The sequence below is a fragment of the Niabella terrae genome (genome assembly GCF_054783135.1).
Genome location: NZ_BAAGRD010000003.1, coordinates 144,926 through 168,899, shown reverse-complemented (window position 1 = coordinate 168,899; position 23,974 = coordinate 144,926). Strand labels below are relative to the sequence as shown.

The following is a 23,974-nucleotide window of genomic DNA, read 5'->3' as shown; positions in this document are numbered from 1 at the left end:
TTTTTGCAGTCATGTACTTTGTCAAAACCCCACAATGGCTCAAACGTGTTTTTAAATGGTACCACTGGGATATTCCCACAGATACGAAAATTCTCTACCTGAGTTTCGATGACGGGCCCCATCCTCAAATCACGCCTTTTGTGCTGGAAATGCTGGAGCGCTTTCAGGCAAAAGCCAGTTTCTTCTGCATCGGCAAAAATGTGCAGGCCCATCCTGAAATCTACCTGCAAATATTGGCCGGTGGCCATACCACCGGCAACCATACCCATAATCACCTGAACGGCTGGAAAGCCCCGATTCCAGCGTATATTTCCAATGTAAACCAGGCCGCCGGTCTGATTGATTCAAAACTTTTTCGGCCTCCTTATGGCCGGATTACCCGAAAAAAAGCCGAGCTCCTGATAGCACAGGGATTTGAAATTATTATGTGGGATGTCCTGAGTGCCGATTTCGATACCCATATATCTCCGGAAAAATGCTTTGAAAATGTGCGCAAAGGGTGCCGGCCGGGATCCATTATCGTATTTCATGACAGTGAAAAAGCGTATCAGAATATGGCCTATGCCCTGCCCCGGACCCTGCAATATTTCTCGGAACAGGGCTATCAGTTTCATGCGCTTCCTGTTGATTTTCAAGGCGCAGAAAAGAAAAAGGGCCCTGGGTAAACACCCGGGCCCGATTTTTAATCCGTACCCTATGAAAACTTGCCATGAAGTTACTTGTTTTCAATATATATGCAAAATAATTGTTCTATAACACGCAGCAGCTCAAATACAAGCTCCAATCAACTCTTTTATGTTAATTGATACCCATTCCCATATTTATGCATCAGAATTTAATGAAGACCGGCCCGACATGCTCCGGAATGCAGCTGCTGCCGGCATAGAAACCATCCTGATGCCCGCCATTGACACCGACACCCATGATGCCATGCTTGCACTCGAAGCCTTCAGCCTTTCTGCGCCCGGTCTTCCCCGCTGCCTGAGCATGATGGGCCTGCATCCGGTTTCTGTAAATGCTGATTATCAGCAGGAACTGGACCAGGTTCGCCGGTTTTTAGAACAACGAAGTTTTATCGCCATCGGCGAGACCGGCATTGACCTGTACTGGGATCAGACCTATCGGACCCAGCAGATCGCGGCTTTTGAACAGCAGATTGAATGGGCCCTGGAATATGGTTTACCGCTGGTCATACACAGCCGAGCGTCTACTGATCTCTGTATCGACATCGTTTCAGGCTATATTGCCAGGGGACTGAAAGGCGTCTTCCACTGTTTTGGCGGAAGTCTGGAAGAAGCCCGTACCATCACCGAAATGGGTTTTTATCTCGGTATTGGCGGGGTGCTGACGTTTAAAAAGTCTGGCCTGGACCAGGTACTAAAAGAACTGGACCTGAAGTATATACTGCTGGAAACAGACGCGCCCTATCTCGCGCCAACTCCCTATCGTGGCAAAAGGAACGAACCGGCCTATTTAAAACTGGTGGCCCAAAAGCTGGCAGATACGAAAGAAATGCCGCTGGAAAGCCTGGCAGCGATCTGTACCGAAAATGCGAAAAAATTATTCGCACTGTAGCGCTAAAATCCTGTATTTTTGCCAACCTTTTCAGAAAGAGAGGTGCCCGAGTGGTTGAAGGGGCTCGCCTGGAAAGCGGGTATACGGGCAACCGTATCGAGGGTTCGAATCCCTTCCTCTCTGCGATAATGAAAGCCTGGATAATTGTAATCAAATATCCGGGCTTTTTTGATTTCCTGAAATACCGGGAGAAATTCCCTGACAGATGCCCGTTCCGGGCGGACCTTTCTCAGCTATTAATGGCGCTTCGGCAGTCTGATTGAATTTACTTCGAACTTCGCATTGCATTTACCTGGGTAATGCGGCTGTCTGCTTCCAACCGCCGGTACTGCTCAGTTTCACAACCATAAACAGCCATGCGTCCTTCCGCATCGAAATGAACGCCCCAGCCAAAACTTTTAGGTAACGGTGATGCCCGGAAACAGGCCTGGCCTTTCGAGAAGAATTGTTTCCTCGCGGCCGTATATTTTGTTTCCGGCAGCTGGTTTCTAAGCGCATATACCTGAAACAGTACATCGTCAGAGCAGTACCGGTAAGGGTGTCCCCCAATCATTTCCAATTGCAGGCCGGCTATCGTCTTCCGACCGGCTTTTTCGAGTGGTGTCCTGCCTGCTGTGGCTTTTGAATCCGGTGCAATCCTGATAAATGTGTTGTAATAATTTGTCGAATGCATGATAAATTAATCTTTAAATCATTGATAATCTATTATTTAAACTAATTTCATACCCGCTATTTTACAAATCTACAACCAATGACTGTCAACAGCTTGTCAGCAGTCTGTGAACGGCGGCAATTAATTGACTTATAGCTAAAAAAACGCCGATTCTTTCTTTACCAAAACCTTAACTCCCATGGATTTAGACATTTTAAAAATTTTCCCAATTTTCGTGGTATTATGGTTACCTTTGCACACTTCATGAGGCTGATTTGTATTATATTTTCTGCATTGTTTCTGGTGTCCTGCGGTCCCGGAATGAACAAGATACTGAAAAGTAAGGATGCGGCTTTCAAGCTCAAAATGGCCGACAATTTTTTCGAAAATAAGAAGTGGGCCAAGGCTTATATGGTATATGAGGACGTGATGCCTTATTACAAGACGACCCAGCAGTTTCAGGAAATTTATTATAAATATGCTTATTCCGCTTATAACCAGAAAGATTATATGAATGCGGAAAACCTGTTTAAAAGCTTTCTGGAAAGCTTTCCGAACAGTCCCCGCAATGAAGAAATTGAATATATGCGGGCCTATACTTATTACCTCCAGTCTCCCAAGGCGGAATTGGATCAGACCAATACCTATAAGGCGATGGGGGCCCTGCAAACATTTATTAATACCCACCCCCAGTCGGTCCGGATCGCTGATGCCAACCGGCTGATTGATGAGCTGCGGAAAAAACTGGAAGTTAAGAATCTGAAAGCGGCCGAGCTGTATTATAATCTGGGAGAATTTCAGGCAGCCGGTGTGACTTATACGACTTTACTGGAATCTTACCCGGAATCCAATGCAGCCGACCAGTACAAACTGATGATCGTGAAGTCACAGTTCAAATATGCGGAACTGAGTGTGGCCACCAAGAAAGTAGAGCGTTTTAAACAGGTGATCGAAGAGGCCAATGATTTTATTCAGCGTTACCCCGACAGTAAACTACGCAAAGACGTAGAAAATTATATCGTTTTATCCAATTCTGAAATACAAAAATTTACCAATAATGAGCAAGTTAAGACGCCAGCTTAGCGCCGGTATCCCGAATAATGTGGAAACCAAGGATCTTAGCGCCATCAAGCAAAAGACCGGAAATATTTATGAGTCTATATCGATCATTGGCAAAAGAGCCAATCAGATCAATATTTCCATTAAAGAAGAATTACACAATAAGCTGGATGAGTTTGCCAGCCATACAGATACGCTTGAAGAAATTCATGAAAACAAGGAGCAGATCGAGATTTCCAGGGCTTATGAAAGAATGCCCAATCCGGCCCTGCTGGCTACCCATGAGTTTCTGGAAGACAAGGTTTACTTTAGAAAAGCAGAAGACGAACTGTTCAGTTAGTCCTTCCTGCCGGAAATGATACAAAACCACGGTTCCCCTTTTCAGAACTGTGGTTTTTTTAGTTTTAGATATTTTTGCAGTACAGCGAAGCAGGCGCCGTCCATCCGGATCCAAAATCGCTGCCAATAACAATTAATATGCTGGAAGGGAAAAAAATATTACTGGGTATCACGGGAAGTATCGCCGCTTACAAATCCATAGCGCTGGTAAGACTGCTGGTAAAACAGGGTGCGGAAGTAAAAGTAATCATGACTCCGGCGGCGGCGGATTTTGTGTCCCCCCTGGTCCTGTCCACCCTTTCCAAAAACGAAGTGTTAAGCGAAATTTTTTCAGAACAAACCTGGGCCAATCATGTCGCATTGGGTCGCTGGGCAGATATTTTTCTAATCGCACCGCTGAGTTGCAATACCCTGGCGAAAATGGCACAGGGACTTTGTGACAACCTGCTGCTTTCGGTCTATCTCTCTGCGACCTGCCCGGTAGCCATCGCACCGGCAATGGATGACGACATGTGGCGGCATCCGGCCACCCGTGCCAATCTGGAGACCCTGCGCCGCTTCGGTCACCAGATCGTGATGCCCCGCTACGGGGAACTGGCCAGCGGACTGGTGGGAGAAGGTCGAATGGAAGAGCCCGGCGCATTGTCAGATTTTTTATCTGCCGCACTGGAACCCCCAACCGGATCACTGGCCGGTAAAAAGGTCTTGATCACTGCCGGTCCTACCCAGGAGGCACTGGATCCGGTGCGCTTTATTGGCAACCATTCTTCAGGAAAAATGGGCATCAGCCTGGCGAAAGAAGCTGCCCGCAGAGGTGCCGAAGTCACCCTGGTGCTCGGTCCGGTAATGTCTGCTACCATCCCGGAAGCCATCCAGGTTATCCGGGTCAGATCTGCGGAAGAAATGTATCAGGCCTGCCATGAACGTTTTGCAACGATGGATATCGCGCTGCTGGCCGCCGCAGTGGCGGATTACCGACCGGCCGACTACAGCGAAACGAAAATCAAGAAAGGAGCCGATGAGGCGCCAGCGCTCCGGCTTATACGCACAAAAGATATCCTTAAAAGCCTGGGTGCCATCAAACGTCCGGATCAGGTATTACTGGGCTTTGCTTTGGAAACCGATAATGAAAAAGCCAATGCCCTGGAAAAATTACGCAGCAAAAATGCTGACTTTATCGTGCTGAATTCCCTGCGCGAAGGTGTGCGTTTTGGCAGTGAGGAAAACAAAATAACCATCTTTGGCCGGGATGGTAGTGAAATCGAATTTGAAACAAAATCCAAAGATGCAGTAGCCGCCGATATACTGGACCAGATCAGTGCCTATACCGCAACTGTTACGGTCTGATCCGGATCCGCTTCTGTTTTATGAAAATAAATAAACGCCGATGTACACCCGATACCTTTTCATCCTGATCTCCAGCCTGCTACTGGCCTGCAGTACCAAAAAAGGAACAGTGCTGCCGAAAGAGAAAATGCAGGCCGTACTATGGGATCTGGCGCAGGCAGGAGAATTTCTGAACAGCTATGTGTATTTTAAAAACCCTACCCAGAACCGGGCCGCCATTAACAATACGCTACTGCATAAAATTTTTGAGATCCACAAGATCAACAAGGATGACTTTGATAAGAGTTTGCAGTATTACAAAGCACATCCTAAAGATTTCGCAGCGATACTGGATACCATCACAACCAGGCAAAACAGAATCGATCATCCCGAGGCTGCCAGCCCCGACAGCGACAGTCTGAATCGCCCGCAATCGGAGCCGGCCCAGGGCCCCGTCATGCGTGGCAGCCGACCCACGGCACCACAGGCACTGCCGTTGCCTGAAAAGAGCATACAGTAAACTTATCACCCATAACGATCCCGATTGTCCTATTTTATTTATAACGGAAATTTTTATCAGCAGGCGGAGGCGGTGATTCAATTATCGAACCGGTCCTACCGTTACGGCGACGGCTTTTTTGAAACCATTAAAGTGGTTCAGGGAAAAATCCCCCTGGCGGGATTTCATCAGCGACGTATCGAAGACAGCCTGGCGCTTACGGGGTATGCCCTGCCGGACAGGATCGGTGTTCCTGATATTTTCGGGGAAATCCTGGCGCTCTGTCAGAAAAACGGATGCAGCAATATGGCCAGGGTCCGGTTATCCTTTTCCCATGGAGACGGCCCACTGCAGGGAAAACCCCAGCCACTCAACTATGCCGTGGAAGCCTCCGCTTTCACTCCGGTCCAGGAAGGCTTTCCGGTCAATGGACTCACCATAGGCCTCTTTCCGGAGATGCAAAAAATGGCGGACCGATATGCTGTGCTGAAATCAGCTTCGGCCTTTTTATTCAGCAGAGCCGCCCAATACAACCTGCAGCAGCAATGGGACGACAGTATCATCTGCAACCACCGGGGCCGGGTTTGCGAAACCAGTATCGCAAATATTTTCTGGATAAAAGACGGAAAACTATTTACACCACCACTGTCTGAAGGTTGTGTCGCGGGCGTGATGCGGGCTTTCCTGATACAGCATCCGGGTCGGGTCACAGAAGCGACCTGCCAGCCGGAAACACTCATGGATGCGGATGAACTATTGCTCACCAATGCCCTTCGGGGTATCCATTGGGTAGCACAATGGGACAAAAAGACCTATCGATGTGAACAGGGCCGGGCCCTTTACGATCAGTATATCCGGCCACTCCTGGCCTAATCCCTGCCCTCGTAAATGGACTGCAGTACGGCTACCGCCTCCCGACCTTCGACGCCGAGATCACGGGTATATTCGTTTACGTATAATTCAATATGCTGACGCATTACGGCTTCACTCATCGCCTGTGCATGCTGCTGGACATAGGCAGAAATTTCCGGATAATGCTGATAGGATTTATCAAGGCTCTGACGAATCCAGTCTTCTACCCGACCTGCCAATTCTGTACCCAGACTTTTTCGGATCACAATACCCCCCAGTGGTATGGGCACTTTCATGACGGCTTCCCAATAGGTACCCAGGTCCATCTGTTGGTGCAGCCCCCTTTCCTGATAGGTAAACCGGTTTTCATGGATGATCACACCCAGATCCGCCTCACCGGAGGCGACCATATTTTCGATCTCATGAAAAACACTGTATAACTTATTCCGGGCCTGCGGATAAGCAAACTGAAACAACAGGTTGGCAGTCGTATTCAGGCCAGGCAGCACCACCCTGGCCTGATTCACCGCTTCGGCATCGTATTCCGTCTCACTGCCTTTGATCAGCAGCGGGCCCACACCCCTGCCCAGTGCGCTGCCTGCATTCAGCAGGCTGTACTTGTCTGCCGTTCTGAAATAAGCGGGGAAACTGAGTTTGGTAATATCCAGCCGGCCTTCCAGCGCCCACTGGTTGAGGGTTTCCACATCTTCGAGTACCGGCTCCAGCCGGATACCATCCAACTCGATGCCCCCATTGACTAAGGCGTCGAAAATAAAAGTATCATTGGGACAGGGAGAAAAACCAATTGTTAATACCATTGTCTTCAGAAATATTTTGCTTTACTTAATCGTTCCAATACCTGGAGCAGGTGGCTGCCCAGTTCGGCGGTCGCTTCCTCCAACCGCCATTTTGTTTTGTTCCGCTCACCTATATAGTTAGAAACGGAACGCAGCTGCAAAAACGGAATCTTTTCCTGCAGGCCTACATAATGAAAGGCCGCGCCTTCCATGGACTCCAGTACCACGCCCTGCTTTCTAAACAAATCGATCATGGCTTTGTTCGTACTGATCGTATTTACGGTTACCGCTGCCGCCGATTCCACTCCCGTTGATTGTAACAATGGAAGAGAAGGCTGCGGCAGCAGGCCCTTTTTAAAAGGCTGCTGATTGGGATCAGCCAGACCCAGATCTGCCATAGTATGCCACTGCCCATGCTGGCGCACACCGATATCACCGAAAAAATCCGACCGGATCACCCGGGTAGCCCCCAGGGGAATCTTACGGTCGAAACAGCCCGCAATGCCGGCCTGAATCATCAGCGCAGGCCGCTGTTCCGCCAGTTTTTTAGTAAGCGCGTAGAGTGTGGCCGGCATACCAGCTCCGGTAATCAGCAGCGGCAGCCCCTGCCGCTTCAACCGGTTGAGCACCGGTTTGAGTTCGAATGCCGTTGCGGCAACAATTAATAGGCTCATAAAAAAATCTTCGGCCAAAGGTCGTTATTCTGTTGAAATATTACCTTTGCGCGATGGTATATCTCACAAGGCAGGAACATTTTAATGCAGCACACCGGTTGTACAATCCTTCCTGGGATGACGCGCGTAATGAGGAAGTATTCGGTAAATGCGCCAATCCCAACTGGCATGGACATAATTATGACCTGCTGGTGACCGTCAAAGCAAAACCCGACAATAATACCGGATTTGTATTTGATGTAAAAATGCTGAGCACGATTATCCGGACACGGATTATCGAAAAGCTGGATCATAAAAACCTGAACGAAGATGTGGACTTTATGCAGGGAAAAATGTGCAGTACGGAAAATCTCGCCATCGAAATATGGAAACAGCTGGAACCCCATATCCCGGCCGACATACATTTACATTGTATTAAATTGTATGAAACGCCCCGTATTTATGTAGAATATTACGGCGGGTGAACCCTTCACGGGCCTGGAAACAATGAGGGATTACCATTAAGTCTTTAGAATCCGTCACCGGCAATCGCCCCTTATTCAGGCAGCAGCACTCAATAGTTTAAATTCAATAGCATGGACGTATCAGTATTCAGACAGGAACATTTTAATGCCGCCCACCGCCTGTATCAGCCCCAATGGGATGAAGCTACCAACCAACAGGTTTTCGGCAAATGCGCTTCACCCCATTACCATGGTCATAATTATGACCTGGTGGTAAAAGTCACCGGTCCCCGGGACCCGGAAACCGGCTTCGTCATCGACATGAAACGACTCAGTGATATCATCGGAAGGGAAGTACTTCAGAAATTTGACCATAAAAACCTGAACCTGGATACCGAAGCATTCCGGAACCTGAATCCCACGGCAGAAAATATCGCTATCGTCATTTACGAGCTGTTAAGACCGCATATCGATGCAGCGCTGGACCTGCAGGTGCGTTTATATGAAACACCCAGAAATTTTGTGGAGTACCCTGCCAAAAGATAATTATCCTTAAATTGGTCAACAATTAACCGCATTTACAATCATGTCCTATTCAAAAAATGAATCTTACGATCCCCAGATTACCGAGGGTTTGATCGGTCACTATAAATCCATTGTAGAACTACTGGGAGAAGATGCTTCCCGGGAAGGTCTGTTGAAAACGCCTGAAAGACAGGCCAAAGCCATGCAGTTCCTAACCCAGGGTTACGAAATAGATGCCCATGAAATCATCAATAGTGCAAAATTTCATGAGCCTATCAGTGAAATGATCGTCGTAAAAGATATTGAACTTTACAGTCTCTGTGAGCACCATGTACTGCCTTTTTTCGGAAAAGCACATGTGGCCTATATTCCGAATGGGTGGATTACGGGCCTGAGCAAAATCGCCCGGGTCGTGGACGTGTTCAGCAGGCGCCTGCAGGTACAGGAACGTCTGACCGTACAGATCATGAATGCGATCAAAGAAACCCTGAATCCACTGGGTGTCGCGGTAGTTATCGAAGCCAAGCACCTGTGCATGATGATGCGTGGGGTCCAGAAGCAGAATTCCGTGACAACGACTTCCGCTTTTGACGGAGAATTTCAAAAAAATCCCACCCGAAGTGAATTTTTAAAGCTGATAAGCGCAGATTTGCACTAGATTTGCGTGTAATCCAAAGCTGCCTGCTGGGGCGCGGAGTCTGCATGCAACTCGAAAACAAAAAAAGAAACGACAAAAGATGAAGTACGCATATGTTTTTCCCGGTCAGGGATCGCAGTTTAGCGGTATGGGAAAAAGTCATTATGAGCAGAGTGTATTTGCCAAGAAATTGTTCGAACAGGCCAATGAAATCCTGGGTTTCAGAATTTCTGATATCATGTTTGAGGGTTCGGAAGAGGATTTAAAGCAGACCAAAGTCACCCAACCCGCTGTTTTTCTGCATTCCATTGTCGCCTACCGCACCATTGAAGAAGCCCATCCTGACATGGTGGCCGGCCATTCCCTGGGTGAATTCTCAGCCCTGGTAGCCAATGGTACCCTGAGTTTCGAGGATGCACTTCAACTGGTGGCCATTCGCGCCGGTGCCATGCAGAAGGCCTGCGATATCACCCCTTCCGCCATGGCAGCCATTATTAACCTCAGTGATGAGCAGGTGGAACAGATATGCAGTGAACTGCGGGAAGAAACCGGCGAAACTGTAGTAGCCGCTAATTATAACTGTCCCGGCCAGCTGGTCATCAGTGGCAGCATTAAAGGAATAGAACTTGCCTGTGAGCGTATGAAAGCAGCCGGCGCCAAAAGAGCGTTGGTATTGCCGGTAGGGGGCGCTTTTCATTCGCCCTTTATGGAGCCCGCCCGCCTGGAACTCCAGGAAGCCATAGAAAAAACCAATTTTCACAATCCCGTATGTCCGGTCTACCAAAATGTCACCGCCAAACCGGTACGCGATAAGGATGAAATCAAAGACAATCTGATCGCCCAGCTTACCGGACCGGTACGCTGGACCCAGACCGTCCGGGAAATGATCGCCAACGGCGCTTCCCGGTTTACAGAATCGGGGCCTGGGAAGGTATTGCAGGGGCTGATTCTGAAAATTGACAAGTCGGTGGAAGTCAGCGGTGTCAATTAAACCGTCATTTTAAGTAATTTTAAGCCAATGAAGTGTATTATTCTCTGCATTGGCTTTTTTGTTGGCGCTATTGGCGGTGTCCAGGCCCAGTCCCTGACCGAGCGCATTGGCGCAAAAGCGGCTGCCCTGCAGCCCCGCCTGGTCGAATGGCGACGACATATACACCAGCATCCCGAACTCAGCAACCGGGAATTTCAGACCCAGGCTTATATCCTCGAACATCTGAAAAAACTGGGTATTCCGGCACGTACGATGGCTAAAACTGGTGTTGTGGCCGAACTGAAAGGTGGTCGGCCGGGCCCGGTAATCGCCCTCAGGGCAGATATGGACGCCCTACCTGTGGAAGAAAGAAATGAATTACCCTACAAATCGACCTCCAGGGCGGAATATCTGGGGCAGGAAGTGCCTGTTATGCATGCCTGTGGCCATGATGCCCATGTCGCCATATTGATGGGCACGGCCTCCCTGCTGGCTTCGATGCAGGAAGAACTGCCCGGAACGGTAAAATTTATCTTCCAGCCGGCCGAGGAAGGTCCACCGCCCGAGGAAGCAGGCGGCGCGGCGCTGATGGTACAGGAAGGTGTTATGGAAAATCCCAGAGTGGATGCCATCTTCGGACTCCATATAGAAAGCTGGATCGAAGAAGGTAAGGTATACTATAAACCCGGGCCATTTATGGCTGCCAGTGACTGGTTCACCATTAAGGTAAAGGGCAAACAATCTCATGGCGCCCAGCCCTGGAAAAGCGTGGATCCCATTGCTACGGCCACTCAGATCATAAACAGCTTCCAGCAGATTATCAGCCGGCAGGAGGACCTGACCAAGGCGCCGGCCGTGCTCACTGTAGGAAAAATCCATTCCGGTCTCCGCAATAATATCATTCCTGAATCCCTGGAAATGGGTGGTACGATCCGGACTTTCGACACCGCGATGCAAAGCGATATTCATCGGCGTCTGGAGCGGACGGCCCGGCATGTGGCCGCCGCCAATGGGGCGCTTGTCGATGTTTCCATCAGCCGGAAAACACCGGTAACTTACAATGACCCGGTTTTGACCGCGAAAATTCTGCCGCTGCTGCAGCAGGCCGTAGGTAAGGAAAATGTCCAGGCTACCCAGTGGGTAACCGGCGCGGAGGATTTTGCCTTTTATGGCCTTAAAGCGCCCGCAGTCTTTCTGTATTATGGGGGCATGCCCCGGGGCAATAATCCTGCCAAGGCGCCGCCACATCATACCCCGGATTTTATCATTTCAGATGCACTGCTGCAGAATGGCGTAAAAGTATTCAGTCACCTGGTTTTCGGTTACGACAGAATGGATAGCCCGGAAACCAGCCCTGAATAGCAGCAATACAGGGCATTTTATGGTGCAGAAGAGAAAAGTTCCTGTAATTTCAGGTCCAGCATTTCGCTGTCCAGGTCCTTGGCCAGAATCTTTCCTTCAGGATTGATCAGCAGGTTATGGGGAATGGAACGCACCCGGTATTTAACGGCGACTTCATTTTCCCAGCCTTTCAGATCACTGACCTGAAACCAGGCCAGTTCGTCTTTGCGTATGGCACGCAGCCAGTCTTCCCGGTCTTCATCCAGGGATACCCCCAGGATGGTAAAGTTCTGATCCTTGTATTTATTGAAGGTTTTGACCAGAAAATGATTTTCCTTGCGGCAGGGACCACACCAGCTGGCCCAGAAATCCACCAGGACATATTTTCCCCGAAACTGCGACAGCGACATATCCTTGCCGGTGGTATCCGTCTGGGAAAAGTCCAGTGCGACACTTCCGACCGCATTGAAGCGGGCATCTACGACGGCCTTTTTCAACTGACCGCCAAATACATTACTGAGTGCTTCCGGTTTGAGGCTCTCGGCTCTTTTCTCCAACAGATCGATATCCTCGGTCAGACTGATGGTGGACAGGATGGCCAGGGCACTAACTGGGGATGCCGGCCGCTTCCGGATAAACTGGTCTACCTCGGTTTGAATATCACGTACCAGACTGTCCAGCTGCCATCGCAATGCATCATCCGCACCGCCTGTCTGGGTCAGCATGGCCAGTTCATTCAATTTTCCGAAACGGGGCGTAAATGTTTGCTGGAACGCAATAAAATCACGCTGAACGTCCGATCCGGTATACTTCCAGTTATCGACGCTTTCCTTCATATCACCGATCACCTGCACCGTTTCGTTGTCCATGAAAACAGCTGTTTTGATACTGTCGCCAACAGCCAGTCCCAAGAGAGAAGCGCCTTCCAGTTTTGTCGTCAGGTTGAATCTTCCCGAAATAGATTTGGTGGTAGCCAGTGGCGCTCCGGGATTCTGCAGGTCGCTCAGCGAGACCGTTGTATAATCCTTCAGCCCACCGATACTTCCGGAGAGACTCAATTGCTGGGCCCCTATATAAAAAGGCGATAAAAACAGTATCAAAAACACGGATTTCTTCATGCGCAACATTTTAATTTCAGGAAAGCCGCCTGTTAAAAAACAGCCTGCCGGCCGCAAAATTAACCTGCCTCCTCATAGTAAACTGTTAATTTCCGTTTTAGTTCAAAATGCTTTGTACAAAACTTTTGGTAACGGCTTCCGGCGTTTGTATATGCTGGATCATTTTGATATAGGCGGAACCAATAATGGCCCCGTCTGCATGAGCGCAGGCAGCCGTAAAACTTTCATGATCACTGATGCCGAATCCAACCAGAACCGGGTTTTTCAGCTGATAGCTTTGCAAACGCTTCAGGTACAAGGCCACCGCGTCAAAATCCTTTTTCCCGCCGGTGGTAGAAGAAGAAGATACCGCATACAGAAAACCACTGCTGAGCGCATCCAACTGTCGCACCCTTTCCTCTGAAGTTTCGGGCGTCACCAGAAAAATAAAGTCCAATCCATTTTCTTTTAGAACCGGACCATAGATATGCTCAAATTCATGGGCCGGTAAGTCGGGCAGAATCAGTCCGTCGATTCCTACCCGGGCCGCATCGGCACAAAACCGTTCGAATCCGTACTGCAGTATGGGGTTCATATAACCCATCAGGACCACCGGAATGGAAATACCGGCACCGCCTTCTTCAGGGCTGCTGCGCATCACTTTCAACTGTTCAAAAAGCACCGCAATGGTCATGCCATTTGCCAGTGCAACACTACTGCTCTGCTGAATGGTTTCGCCATCGGCCAGCGGATCACTATAGGGCATGCCCAGCTCTATGATATCGGCCCCGCCTTCCTGAAGGGCTTTCATGACCGGCAGGGTACTGTCCAGTTTCGGATAGCCTGCCGTACAATAAATGTTTAATATTTTCTTCTCTTTCTGAAAACTATTAGCGAGTCTGCTCATGATCGATCAAATTGTAGATGGAGTAATGGACTGTCTTCTGTTGAGTTCCTGCATATAGGTCTCCATATCTTTATCACCGCGGCCGCTCAGACAGATCACGACGGCGCCTTCCGGCTTTTTCCTGCCCGCCCCGTAGAGCTCCGGCAATACGGCCAGGGCATGGGCGCTTTCCAGCGCGGGGATAATCCCTTCCAGCCGGGCCAGTTCGAAAGCGGCATCCAGTGCCTGACGGTCGGTTGCACTGAGAAAGGTCGCTCTGCCACTGGCAAAAAGATGGGCATGAAGCGGGCCAATACCCGGATAATCCAGACCCGCCGAAATACTATGGGGTTCCACCACCTGACCATCGTCCGTTTGCATGACATAGCTTTTACTGCCATGCAGGATGCCGGGTTTACCCAGTTGTGTGGTAGCGGCAGACGCGCCAGAATGGATGCCACAACCGGCCGCTTCCACGGCGTAGAGTGCCACTGAAGGCTCATCCAGAAAATGATAGAATGCGCCGGCTGCATTGCTGCCACCACCGACACAGGCAATCACGGCTTCGGGCAGTTCCGTGCCTGTTTTCTCGCCTAATTGCTGACGGATTTCCCGGCTGATGACACTTTGAAAACGGGCCACCATATCAGGGTAAGGGTGCGGCCCTACCACACTGCCAATAATATAGAAAGTATCCTCAGGGTGGTTGATCCAGTCGCGGATCGCTTCATTGGTGGCATCCTTCAGGGTCCGGCTGCCGCTGGTCGCCGGGATCACCGTGGCACCCAGCATCTTCATCCGGGCCACATTGGGCGCCTGCCTTTCAATGTCTTTTTCTCCCATATAGACAATACACTGCAGGCCTTTGAGCGCACAGACCGTGGCCGTGGCCACGCCATGCTGGCCGGCGCCGGTTTCTGCTATAATTCTTTTTTTGCCCAGTTGTTCCGCGACCAGGATCTGACCGATGGTATTGTTGACCTTATGGGCGCCGGTATGACAAAGGTCTTCCCGCTTGAGGTAAAGAGGTACCTGGTATTTTTCAGACAACCGGGCCGCATAATACAAGGGCGTTTCCCGGCCGGCATAATCCGTCAGTAAGTCATTATATTCCCGCTGAAAGCCCTCATTATTGATGACGTCCAGGTACCGGGTTCGCAACTCTTCCACATTCCGGTAGAGCATTTCCGGAATATATGCCCCCCCGAATTCACCATAGTAGCCCCGAGGATCGGGCTCTTTATAAGTCGCCTGCATAGCTGATAAAAAGTTTAAAGTGTGTAAAGATAAGAGAAGTAACAGTGCGGTTTCCCGATAGTATAGCAGCCCTTTGTCTGCCAGGATCGGTGGCATCAACGCCACCATCGGCGGGAGAAAATATCTGGGAAGGTTGGCTTACACATGCCTGCGAAGATAAAACAAAAAATCAGGCAGCCGAAAAAGTTTCCTGTCCTGGCCTATTTTTTTTCTTTCCTGCGGCGAAGTTTCTCAGTCCGCTCCTGGAGGTATTTTTTTCTGATGACATCCTGTACATGGATACCAGAAATCTTGCTTTCCAGCCAGCTGATGACATCCAGATAGGCAAATGCCCGGGCTTCCAGCCGGTTGTATTCGTATTTTTTCAGTTTGGCCAGGAGCTTTTCAAACTCAGGCCGGATGGTCTTTTCATTAAATTTAAAGGCCCGCTTTAAAAACTTGAACATCTCCTCCTCCACCCGGCTGAGGTTTTCCATCTTGGCCATATACCGGTAGACCGACTTGATCAGGTATTCCAGCAGGTTAAAATTACCCAGTTCATAATGGGCAATCAGGTGCAGGAGCCTGGAATAGCATTGCAGGTCGGTGCGCAGATCATCTTTCTGATGAATAATCCGGTTCAGGTAATCGATGGCCCGGTTATTATCTCCGCTGCCAAAGTACAGACAGGCGATCTTATAATAAAACACCATTACCCGGTGACGATCCAGGTATTTTCCATATTTCACCAGCATTTCTTCCAGAAAGGGTACCATCCGGATGCCCTTGTGAAAAGTCCCTTCCAGAAAATGCAGGTTGATTACGGCTGTATAGAGGTAGACATAAGTAATGATCCGGTTGTTGTCATTTTCCTGTACCAGACTGGTCTGTGCGAAATGTTTGAATTTCTTGATACAGGAGGCCAGTCCGTCATGGTTCAGCAGGTTGAAATGCGCTGCCATAAGGTTGTGCATCCCCTTTACATACATGACGGTTTCGGTATCAATCATTTTGGGATATGCGTGAAAAATATCCACCCATTTCTGGGTATACCGGTAAAAAAGCAGGAAATCCAGTTTGATATAAGCGAACCATACATGACACTGGTAATAATAAACTTTCTCGTAGAAGCCCTCCCCAATCCGCGCCGGAATCCTTGCGTCCATAAAGGCTTTCATATGCCGGATATCCTTCTCATTGCGGGCATGGCCGTTCTGAATATACCAGCCGTAAAGCTGTAAGTTCAGATTGGACAGGGCGTTGACGTGCTCGAGGCTCTCACTCACCTGATCGGATTCCGCCGTCAGTTGCTCGGCCCGGTTCTGCAGGCTCCGGGTGATATAGAGCGCTTCAATTTTTTTCTCGAAGAACAAGGCCTGCTGCAGAAAGGTCAGCTGGTGATGGGTCCGCGAAAAATCCTTGATCCGGTCCAGCATTTTCAGGGTCTGGTGGTATAGCCCCTTGTTATACAGGATCCGGGCATTATCCAGCATCTCATGAAGTTGAAGGTCCGTATTGCGTTCATCCCGAATAACGCGTAAACTACTGAGTATCTGCCTGTAAAGTAAAGCCTTGGTATTCGATAACTGCTGCTTGCTGACGGATGGCACTTTTTTGAGCAGGAGGGCCTCATCATATTCATGCATCTTATCCAGGGCATCAAAAACCCGGATACTTTTCAGGCTCTCGGCCGATGAATTTCGTTTGACGAATAATTTCAGGTTCCGCTTCTCTGCTTTCTGAAGCGATTTGATCAATTGAAAAAGGGCATCTGTACTTCTACTGGGCATTGTAATTTACACTCCTATTATTTGCTGATTTTCAGCAATATATGAAATTTTATCAAAACTTATCCGATGTAAAATCTGCTATATTATAGTTTTCCCTACAATATAGTAATAAGTACTTTTAATATACGGAATTATCTGTTGTAAATCGACAGTAAAAAACTCCGCAAATTTTTCACCTACAACGTTTTCAATTATGGCACAAGACAAAGTTTTTATTTTCGACACCACACTCCGGGATGGTGAACAGGTTCCGGGTTGTAAGTTAAACACAGAGGAAAAAATAAAACTGGCGCTTGAGCTCGAATCCCTGGGCGTGGACATCATCGAAGCAGGCTTTCCTGTTTCCAGTCCCGGTGATTTCAATTCAGTACATGAGATTTCCAAAGTTATTAAAAACGCCACAGTAACCGGCCTGACCCGCGCCGTGGCCAAGGATATTGAAGTAGCCGCCCAGGCCCTGCAACCGGCGCTGAGACCCCGGATTCATACCGGTATCGGTTCCTCAGACAATCATATCAAATACAAATTCAATACGACCCGGGAAAATATTATAGAAAGAGCCGTAGCGGCAGTAAAACTGGCCCGTAATCTGGTACCCGATGTGGAATTTTATGCAGAGGATGCCGGCCGGGCGGATCTGGAATTCCTGGCGCGCCTGACAGAAGCCGTAATTGCAGCCGGTGCCACCGTTGTCAATATTCCGGATACGACAGGATTCTGTCTGCCGCATCAGTACGGAGAAAAAATCAGTTATCTGTTCAACCATGTGCCCAATATCGATAAGGCCATTCTTTCCTGCCATTGTCATAATGACCTGGGACTGGCTACCGCCAATTCCATTGCCGGTGCCGTTGCGGGTGCCCGCCAGATCGAATGTACCATTAACGGCATCGGAGAAAGGGCCGGTAACACCTCCCTGGAAGAAGTTGTAATGGTGATCAATAAACATCCCGAACTGGGACTGGGTACTTCAGTGGACACCAAGAAGTTACTCCCGATGAGCCGGCTGGTATCAGATACCATGCGCATGGTGGTCCAGCCCAATAAAGCGGTCGTCGGAGACAACGCGTTTTCCCATTCCTCCGGCATCCATCAGGATGGCTTCCTGAAAGAAGCAACGACTTACGAGATTATTGCCCCTGAGGAAGTCGGAGCCGATACCAGTCGTATTGTTCTGACAGCCCGCAGCGGTCGCAGCGCCCTGGCCTATCGATTCAAGAATCTGGGTTATGAATTTGACCGCAATCAGGTGGACGTCCTGTACCAACAGTTCCTGGATGTTGCTGACCTGAAAAAAGAAGTGGAGGACGGTGATTTAAAAGCCCTGGCTGATAATATGAAAGCCCTGGCATAAATTTTACCACCCATTCATTCAAAACAATAAAAATTACATTGTTCATACCCGATACCATAGTAAATCACCTCTACTTTCCTGAAGGGATTTTTTTGATGGCACCGGATCCTAAATCTGACGCATCATGAAAAAACCTTTCATCAAATCAATCGCAGTTATTGAAGGGGATGGTATCGGCCCCGAAGTTACAGAACAGGCCGTCAAGGCGCTGAACGCTATTTCAGAACAATTCAGTCATCGCTTTGAATTCGATTACTGCCTGATCGGCGCAGCCGCCATGGAAAAGACCGGCCAGCCACTTCCCGAAGCCACGGTATCCAGTTGTCTGAACAGCGATGCCATCCTGATGGGTGCGATCGGCGATCCCCGGTATGACCATGATCCTGACGCCAAAATCCGACCAGAACAGGGGCTGCTTCAGTTACGCAAGGCGCTGGGCCTTTTTGCCAATATCCGGCCGGTACATTCCTACAACTCCCTGCAACATCTGTCTCCGCTGAAGACCAGACTAAGTACAGAGATCGATTTTGTTATCTACCGGGAACTCACCGGAGGCATATATTTCGGACCTCAGGAGCACAATGCGGACTTCGCATCGGACAGTTGTGTATATCATCGGGAGGAAATCGAAAGGATCACTGAACTGGCTTTTAAACAGGCGGGCCGCCGTAACCGCAAACTGACCCTGATCGATAAGGCCAACGTACTGGAAACTTCCAGGTTATGGCGCAGGACGGTTAAAAGAATCGCACAACAATATCCAGATATACAGGTAGACTATCTCTTTGTGGATAATGCTGCTATGCAACTGATCATTAATCCCCACCAGTTTGATGTCATCCTGACTGAAAATCTTTTTGGTGATATCCTAAGTGATGAAGCCAGCGTGCTTACCGGTTCGCTGGGCATGCTGCCCTCGGCATCTGTCGGAGATACCGTCGCGCTTTTTGAACCGGTACACGGTTCTTATCCGCAGGCCAAGGGTAAAAATATCGCCAATCCGGTAGGTGCGGTCTTATCAGCTGCCATGCTACTGGACTACCTGGAGCTGCCCGAAGAAGCCGGTCTGGTAAGAGATGCCATCAGCTGGACCCTAAGCAATGGTTTTGTGACCAGGGATATTAATCCGGGCAGTTCTTACTCCACTTCCGATGTGGGTGATCTTATCAGCGATTATATCTACGGTCTGATACCTGGTTCGGGCAAAAGTGAAAATATTAATTTACGGAAGTCCACGATCATTTAGCCCAAACGCCGAATATTGGACAGCCCCCGATCATAAACAGAACAGATTTTATAAACCGATACAATGGAATTAAACAAATACTCGAAAACGATTACGCAGGACCCCACACAGCCTGCTGCCCAGGCACAGTTATATGCGCTGGGTCTGACGGAAGACGATCTCAAGAAAGCGCAGGTAGGAATCGTCAGTATGGGTTATGACGGCAACCCCTGCAATATGCACCTGAACGGTCTGGCCGCTGAAGTCAAGAAAGGTGTCTGGGACAATGACCTGGTGGGTTTGATTTTTAATACCATTGGCGTCAGTGATGGCATGAGTAACGGAACCGATGGGATGCGCTATTCACTGGTCAGCCGCGATGTAATCGCAGATTCTATTGAAACGGTTTGCGGTGCCCAATATTACGACGGACTGATTGCCGTGCCGGGCTGCGATAAAAATATGCCCGGCTCCCTGATCGCCATGGGGCGCCTGAACAGGCCGGCTATTATGGTTTATGGTGGTACCATTGCCCCAGGCCATTATAAGGGACAGGACCTGAATATTGTATCTGCATTTGAAGCCCTGGGACAGAAAATAGCTGGTCAGCTGGACGAAGCCGATTTTCAGGGCATCGTAAAAAACAGTTGCCCTGGAGCCGGCGCCTGTGGTGGTATGTACACCGCCAATACAATGGCTTCTGCCATAGAGGCCATGGGCATGAGCCTGCCGTACTCCAGCAGCAATCCGGCCCTGAGTGAGGATAAAAGACAGGAATGCCTGGAGGCAGGTAAATACATCCGGCTCTTACTGGAAAAAGATATTAAACCCCGCGACATCATGACCCCTAAGGCTTTCGAAAACGCCATTACGGTTATCATGGTCCTGGGAGGCAGTACCAATGCGGTATTGCACCTGCTGGCCATGGCCAGATCTGTGGGCATCAACCTGACCCAGGATGATTTTCAGGCCATCAGTGACCGGGTACCGGTGCTGGCAGATTTTAAACCCAGCGGTAAATACCTGATGCAGGACCTGCATGAAAAAGGTGGCGTGCCGGCCGTGATGAAATACCTGCTTAAAAACGGGCTGATTGACGGTAGCTGTTTAACGGTAACGGGCCGCAGTATTGCAGAAAATCTGGAGGCAGTTCCGGACCTGGATTTTACCACGCAGGATATCATCTATCCCCTGGAAAATCCCATTAAAAAAACCGGTCACCTGCAGATTCTGTATGGCAACCTGGCTGAAAAAGGTAGTGTCGCCAAGATCAGTGGCAAGGAAGGAGAACGCTTTGAAGGAACCGCCCGGGTGTTTGACGGTGAGAAGCGACTCATCGAAGGACTGGGTAATGGCAAAGTGAAAGCAGGCGACGTGGTCGTCATAAAAAACGAAGGTCCCAAAGGTGCCCCGGGTATGCCGGAAATGCTCAAGCCCACGGGGGCCATTATCGGAGCAGGACTGGGAAAATCGGTTGCCCTGATTACCGATGGCCGGTTCAGTGGTGGTACCCATGGTTTTGTCGTCGGCCATATTACGCCCGAAGCTTTCGACGGAGGGTTGATCGGTCTGGTAGCTGATGATGATATTATTGAAATCGATGCCGTCAACAATACCCTGACCCTGAAAGTTTCCGATGAAGAAATAGCGCGCCGGCGTGCCAGTTGGACACAGCCGGAACTAAAGGCAAAAAACGGCGTTCTTTTTAAATATGCCAAACTTGTAAAAGACGCTTCTGAAGGTTGCGTAACAGACGCCTGAGGCAGGCCGGTGCTATGCCTGCCTACCGGTCTTCAGGAATGATATAATATTGACAATGACGAAAGCCTATTTTCAACAACTGGCCGGCTATAATTGCTGGGCCAACCAGGAAGTCCGGCAATGGATCGGCGCCCTGGATGATGAGCAGTGGCAGCAACCGGTGACCAGCAGTTTTTCCAGTATCGCCGCTACCGTCCTGCATATAATCAGTGCTGAAAATATCTGGCTGCAACGGTTACAGCAACTTGAAAATACGGTCTGGCTGCAAAGCAGTTACCGGGGCAGCAAATCGGAGCATATCGAGCTCTGGGAAAAGGTTTCGGCGTCCATTAAAACGCATATTGACCAAATGGAGGAAGTTGATTTTGACCGGGTGCTGGAATATAGAAGATTGAATGGCATGGCTTTCCGGACGCCGAATTATCAGGTACTCGCGCATCTTTTCAATCACAGCACTTATCACCGGGGTCAATTGGTAACGATGTTCAGAACGGTAGGTTTTGAGAAGATCAGCAGTACCGATATGGTCAATTATTTTCGAATCGATTAAAAATTTCATCCGGCAATGCCGGAGCACATAAAACTTAATAGAAAAATCAAAGCATATGGATACGACTACAGCAACAAAAACAGCCGCCCCCGAAACAGCGCCACCAACACGGGAAATTAGTGGTAGTGTGGCTGTGCTGGAAGCATTAATTGCCGAAGGCGTGGATACCATTTTCGGCTATCCCGGCGGTGCAATTATGCCCATTTATGATGCATTATACGATTACAGCGACCGCCTGAAGCATATACTGGTCCGTCACGAACAGGGCGGTATTCATGCCGCACAGGGTTATGCCCGTACCAGCGGGAAAGTAGGCGTGGCTTTCGCCACCAGCGGCCCTGGCGCCACCAATCTGGTTACCGGACTGGCGGATGCCCAGATTGATTCCACACCGATCGTGTGTATTACGGGTCAGGTGTTTGCGCACCTGCTGGGTACCGATGCCTTCCAGGAAACAGACGTGGTTAATATTACGGCGCCTGTGACCAAATGGAATTACCAGGTAACCGATCCGACCGAGATCCCGCATGTATTGGCCAAGGCATTTTATATCGCTGCCAGCGGCCGGCCCGGACCAGTGCTGATTGATATCACCAAAAATGCACAGATCCAGCAATTCAATTATGAGGGCTATAAGCCCGTCAATCATATTCGCAGTTATCGACCCAAACCCATCGTGCGCAAAGAATATATTGAACAGGCTGCTGCACTGATCAATAAAGCCGAAAAACCATTTGTCATCTTCGGCCAGGGCGTTATTCTGGGCAACGCGGAGGCGGAATTCAAAGCCCTGATTGAAAAGGGGAATTTACCTGCCGCCTGGACCATTCTGGGTGAAAGTGCCATTCCCTCGGACCACCCTTTGGGTGTGGGTATGCTGGGTATGCACGGCAACTACGGCCCCAATGTCCTGACCAATGAATGCGATGTACTGATCGCCGTAGGCATGCGTTTTGATGACCGGGTAACCGGCAGACTGGACAAATATGCCAAACAGGCGCAGATCATTCACCTGGATATTGATCCTGCTGAGATAGACAAGAATGTAAAAGTGGCCGTTCCGGTATGGGGGGATTGCAAGGAAACCCTGCCCCTGCTGACGGAGCTGATCGATAAAAAAGAGCACAGCGCCTGGCTGGAACAATTTAAGGAATATGCCCGTCAGGAAGAGGCCCAGTGTATTTATCCGGAGAAGCATCCTGAGGGCGACATACTTTCCATGGCGGAAGTAATGGAACTCCTCAATGAATTAACCGGCGGTGATGCGGTTATTGTAACCGATGTGGGTCAGCACCAGATGGTGGCCTGTCGTTATGCTAAATTCACCAAGTCCCGTTCCAATGTTACTTCAGGCGGACTGGGTACCATGGGCTTTGGTCTGCCAGCGGCCATCGGTGCCAAATACGGTGCTCCCGACAGAACCGTAGTGGCCATCATCGGCGACGGCGGCTTCCAGATGACCCTGCAGGAACTGGGAACCATCATGCAGTTTGGTGCTGAGGTAAAAATCCTGATTCTCAATAATGAATTTCTGGGTATGGTACGTCAGTGGCAGCAGTTGTTCCATGACAAACGCTATTCTTTTGTCAATATAACCAGTCCGGATTTTGTGGCATTGGCCAAATCCTACTACATCGAAGGGCAGCGGGTAGCTGACCGGGCCTCATTAAAACAGGCGGTTAAGACCATGCTGGAACACAAAGGATCCTATTTGCTGGAAGTAATGACCGGAAGGGAAAACAATGTATTTCCGATGGTTCCGCAGGGTTGTAGTGTGGCAGAAATCAGGTTAAAATAAAAAAACTGCAAATGCAGGGAGCCATTACCGACATACCGGCCTCTTATGAAGCAATCCGGCTGGAGACAGAACGGGCAGCTTTCCCCATGGCGTCAGATAAACAGACGGGAAGCCTGCTACGAACCCTGACCCGTTCCAAAAAGTCGGCACGGATCCTGGAATTAGGTACCGGAACTGGTCTGGCAACCTCCTGGATTCTGGAAGGCATGGACGAAGGCAGCCGGCTGACGACCATCGACAATAACCCGATCCTGCTGGATATTGCCCGTCAATTCCTGCCGGATCCCCGGATTGACTTTATACTGGCTGATGCCCAGACCTGGTTGCAGCAGGCCGGCACCCAACCATTTGATTTGATTTTTGCAGACGCCATGCCCGGGAAGTATGAAGGACTCAGTGAAACGCTGGCATTGTTACAACCCGGCGGCCTGTATATTATTGATGACATGCTGCCGCAGCCCAACTGGCCTGCAGGGCATGACCAGCGGGTGAATCAGTTGATCAGCGATCTGGAAACCCGCAGGGATCTCGCGGTAACCCGATTACAATGGTCTACCGGCATCCTCATCGCAGCAAAAATTTAATGAA

General features: G+C 49.5%; 25 protein-coding genes and 1 tRNA gene. 19 read left to right on the top strand and 7 right to left on the bottom strand.

The genetic code is table 11. The annotated features are described in order from the left end of the window. Positions 1–11: 11 nt before the first annotated feature. The 3 genes from ACYVI9_RS03520 (at position 12) to ACYVI9_RS03510 (ending at position 1,698) form a co-directional block, all read left to right on the top strand. Complete coding sequence (locus tag ACYVI9_RS03520; protein WP_460760751.1) at positions 12–665, top strand: polysaccharide deacetylase family protein; 654 nt, start codon at positions 12–14, stop codon at positions 663–665. 130 nt (positions 666–795) lie between these two features. Continuing rightward, entirely contained in the window at positions 796–1,575 is a 780-nt protein-coding gene (locus tag ACYVI9_RS03515; RefSeq protein ID WP_460760749.1) for a TatD family hydrolase, read from the top strand. Positions 1,576–1,611: 36 nt separating this feature from the next. Beyond that, positions 1,612–1,698 (top strand) — tRNA-Ser (locus tag ACYVI9_RS03510). Positions 1,699–1,840: 142 nt separating this feature from the next. Here the strand turns inward: ACYVI9_RS03510 and ACYVI9_RS03505 are convergent. After that, positions 1,841–2,248 (bottom strand): DUF6157 family protein, encoded by a 408-nt coding sequence (locus ACYVI9_RS03505; protein ID WP_460760746.1) that lies wholly within the window; start codon positions 2,246–2,248, stop codon positions 1,841–1,843. A 222-nt stretch (positions 2,249–2,470) separates the two neighbouring features. Here ACYVI9_RS03505 and ACYVI9_RS03500 point away from each other — a divergent pair, with 222 nt between their 5' ends. From ACYVI9_RS03500 to ACYVI9_RS03480, 5 genes are all read left to right on the top strand, one after another. Further along, a complete protein-coding gene (locus ACYVI9_RS03500) occupies positions 2,471–3,310 on the top strand; it encodes an outer membrane protein assembly factor BamD (protein ID WP_460760743.1) in 840 nt (279 codons plus the stop codon). Then, complete coding sequence (locus ACYVI9_RS03495; protein ID WP_460760741.1) at positions 3,285–3,626, top strand: DNA-directed RNA polymerase subunit omega; 342 nt, start codon at positions 3,285–3,287, stop codon at positions 3,624–3,626. The genes ACYVI9_RS03500 and ACYVI9_RS03495 overlap by 26 nt, the downstream gene beginning before the upstream one ends. Before the next feature lie 137 nt (positions 3,627–3,763). Then, positions 3,764–4,972, top strand: coding sequence for a bifunctional phosphopantothenoylcysteine decarboxylase/phosphopantothenate--cysteine ligase CoaBC (coaBC, locus tag ACYVI9_RS03490; RefSeq protein WP_460760738.1), 1,209 nt, complete (start codon positions 3,764–3,766; stop codon positions 4,970–4,972). 40 nt (positions 4,973–5,012) lie between these two features. Next, entirely contained in the window at positions 5,013–5,471 is a 459-nt protein-coding gene (locus ACYVI9_RS03485; RefSeq protein WP_460760735.1) for a DUF4296 domain-containing protein, read from the top strand. A 24-nt stretch (positions 5,472–5,495) separates the two neighbouring features. Further along, positions 5,496–6,323 (top strand): aminotransferase class IV, encoded by an 828-nt coding sequence (locus ACYVI9_RS03480; protein WP_460760733.1) that lies wholly within the window; start codon positions 5,496–5,498, stop codon positions 6,321–6,323. On the opposite strand, the gene ACYVI9_RS03475 is transcribed toward ACYVI9_RS03480, so the two are convergent. Continuing rightward, positions 6,320–7,120 (bottom strand): 1,4-dihydroxy-6-naphthoate synthase, encoded by an 801-nt coding sequence (locus ACYVI9_RS03475; protein ID WP_460760730.1) that lies wholly within the window; start codon positions 7,118–7,120, stop codon positions 6,320–6,322. The two genes, ACYVI9_RS03480 and ACYVI9_RS03475, sit on opposite strands and share 4 nt — an antisense overlap. A 5-nt stretch (positions 7,121–7,125) precedes the next feature. Further along, complete coding sequence (mqnB, locus tag ACYVI9_RS03470; RefSeq protein ID WP_460760727.1) at positions 7,126–7,773, bottom strand: futalosine hydrolase; 648 nt, start codon at positions 7,771–7,773, stop codon at positions 7,126–7,128. A gap of 53 nt (positions 7,774–7,826) precedes the next feature. On the opposite strand from mqnB, the gene ACYVI9_RS03465 reads away from it, so the two are divergent. The 5 genes from ACYVI9_RS03465 to ACYVI9_RS03445 all read left to right on the top strand — a co-directional run bounded on the left by ACYVI9_RS03465 (position 7,827) and on the right by ACYVI9_RS03445 (position 11,710). Beyond that, positions 7,827–8,237, top strand: a complete 411-nt coding sequence (locus ACYVI9_RS03465) for a 6-pyruvoyl trahydropterin synthase family protein (RefSeq protein WP_460760725.1) — start codon at positions 7,827–7,829, stop codon at positions 8,235–8,237. Positions 8,238–8,348: 111 nt separating this feature from the next. Further along, positions 8,349–8,762 (top strand): 6-pyruvoyl trahydropterin synthase family protein, encoded by a 414-nt coding sequence (locus ACYVI9_RS03460; protein WP_460760722.1) that lies wholly within the window; start codon positions 8,349–8,351, stop codon positions 8,760–8,762. 40 nt (positions 8,763–8,802) lie between these two features. Continuing rightward, the gene (gene folE, locus ACYVI9_RS03455) at positions 8,803–9,399 is read left to right on the top strand and encodes a GTP cyclohydrolase I FolE (protein WP_460760720.1); all 597 of its coding nucleotides are present in this window, start codon (positions 8,803–8,805) and stop codon (positions 9,397–9,399) included. Positions 9,400–9,478: 79 nt separating this feature from the next. Beyond that, a complete protein-coding gene (gene fabD, locus ACYVI9_RS03450) occupies positions 9,479–10,369 on the top strand; it encodes an ACP S-malonyltransferase (protein WP_460760718.1) in 891 nt (296 codons plus the stop codon). Positions 10,370–10,396: 27 nt separating this feature from the next. After that, complete coding sequence (locus ACYVI9_RS03445) at positions 10,397–11,710, top strand: amidohydrolase (RefSeq protein ID WP_460760715.1); 1,314 nt, start codon at positions 10,397–10,399, stop codon at positions 11,708–11,710. Between the two features lie 17 nt (positions 11,711–11,727). On the opposite strand, the gene ACYVI9_RS03440 is transcribed toward ACYVI9_RS03445, so the two are convergent. The 4 genes from ACYVI9_RS03440 to ACYVI9_RS03425 form a co-directional block, all read right to left on the bottom strand. Next, positions 11,728–12,807, bottom strand: coding sequence for a redoxin domain-containing protein (locus tag ACYVI9_RS03440; RefSeq protein WP_460760713.1), 1,080 nt, complete (start codon positions 12,805–12,807; stop codon positions 11,728–11,730). Between the two features lie 97 nt (positions 12,808–12,904). Further along, a complete protein-coding gene (gene trpA, locus ACYVI9_RS03435; protein ID WP_460760710.1) occupies positions 12,905–13,693 on the bottom strand; it encodes a tryptophan synthase subunit alpha in 789 nt (262 codons plus the stop codon). A gap of 6 nt (positions 13,694–13,699) precedes the next feature. After that, positions 13,700–14,929, bottom strand: coding sequence for a tryptophan synthase subunit beta (gene trpB / locus ACYVI9_RS03430; protein ID WP_460760707.1), 1,230 nt, complete (start codon positions 14,927–14,929; stop codon positions 13,700–13,702). Between the two features lie 200 nt (positions 14,930–15,129). After that, positions 15,130–16,698: a hypothetical protein gene (locus ACYVI9_RS03425; protein ID WP_460760704.1), complete on the bottom strand. Its 1,569-nt coding sequence runs from the start codon at positions 16,696–16,698 to the stop codon at positions 15,130–15,132. A gap of 193 nt (positions 16,699–16,891) precedes the next feature. Between ACYVI9_RS03425 and ACYVI9_RS03420 the strand changes: the two genes are divergently transcribed. From ACYVI9_RS03420 to ACYVI9_RS03395, 6 genes are all read left to right on the top strand, one after another. Next, positions 16,892–18,052, top strand: a complete 1,161-nt coding sequence (locus ACYVI9_RS03420) for a 2-isopropylmalate synthase (RefSeq protein WP_460760701.1) — start codon at positions 16,892–16,894, stop codon at positions 18,050–18,052. Between the two features lie 124 nt (positions 18,053–18,176). Next, positions 18,177–19,298 carry a 3-isopropylmalate dehydrogenase gene (gene leuB, locus ACYVI9_RS03415; protein ID WP_460760699.1) on the top strand — a complete coding sequence of 374 codons (1,122 nt, stop codon included), beginning with the start codon at positions 18,177–18,179 and terminating at the stop codon, positions 19,296–19,298. Between the two features lie 63 nt (positions 19,299–19,361). After that, a complete protein-coding gene (gene ilvD, locus ACYVI9_RS03410; protein WP_460760696.1) occupies positions 19,362–21,038 on the top strand; it encodes a dihydroxy-acid dehydratase in 1,677 nt (558 codons plus the stop codon). A gap of 55 nt (positions 21,039–21,093) precedes the next feature. After that, positions 21,094–21,588, top strand: coding sequence for a DinB family protein (locus tag ACYVI9_RS03405; protein ID WP_460760693.1), 495 nt, complete (start codon positions 21,094–21,096; stop codon positions 21,586–21,588). A 55-nt stretch (positions 21,589–21,643) separates the two neighbouring features. After that, positions 21,644–23,386, top strand: coding sequence for a biosynthetic-type acetolactate synthase large subunit (gene ilvB / locus ACYVI9_RS03400; protein ID WP_460760690.1), 1,743 nt, complete (start codon positions 21,644–21,646; stop codon positions 23,384–23,386). Positions 23,387–23,397: 11 nt separating this feature from the next. Beyond that, complete coding sequence (locus ACYVI9_RS03395) at positions 23,398–23,970, top strand: O-methyltransferase (protein ID WP_460760688.1); 573 nt, start codon at positions 23,398–23,400, stop codon at positions 23,968–23,970. The last annotated feature ends 4 nt before the right edge of the window (positions 23,971–23,974 follow it).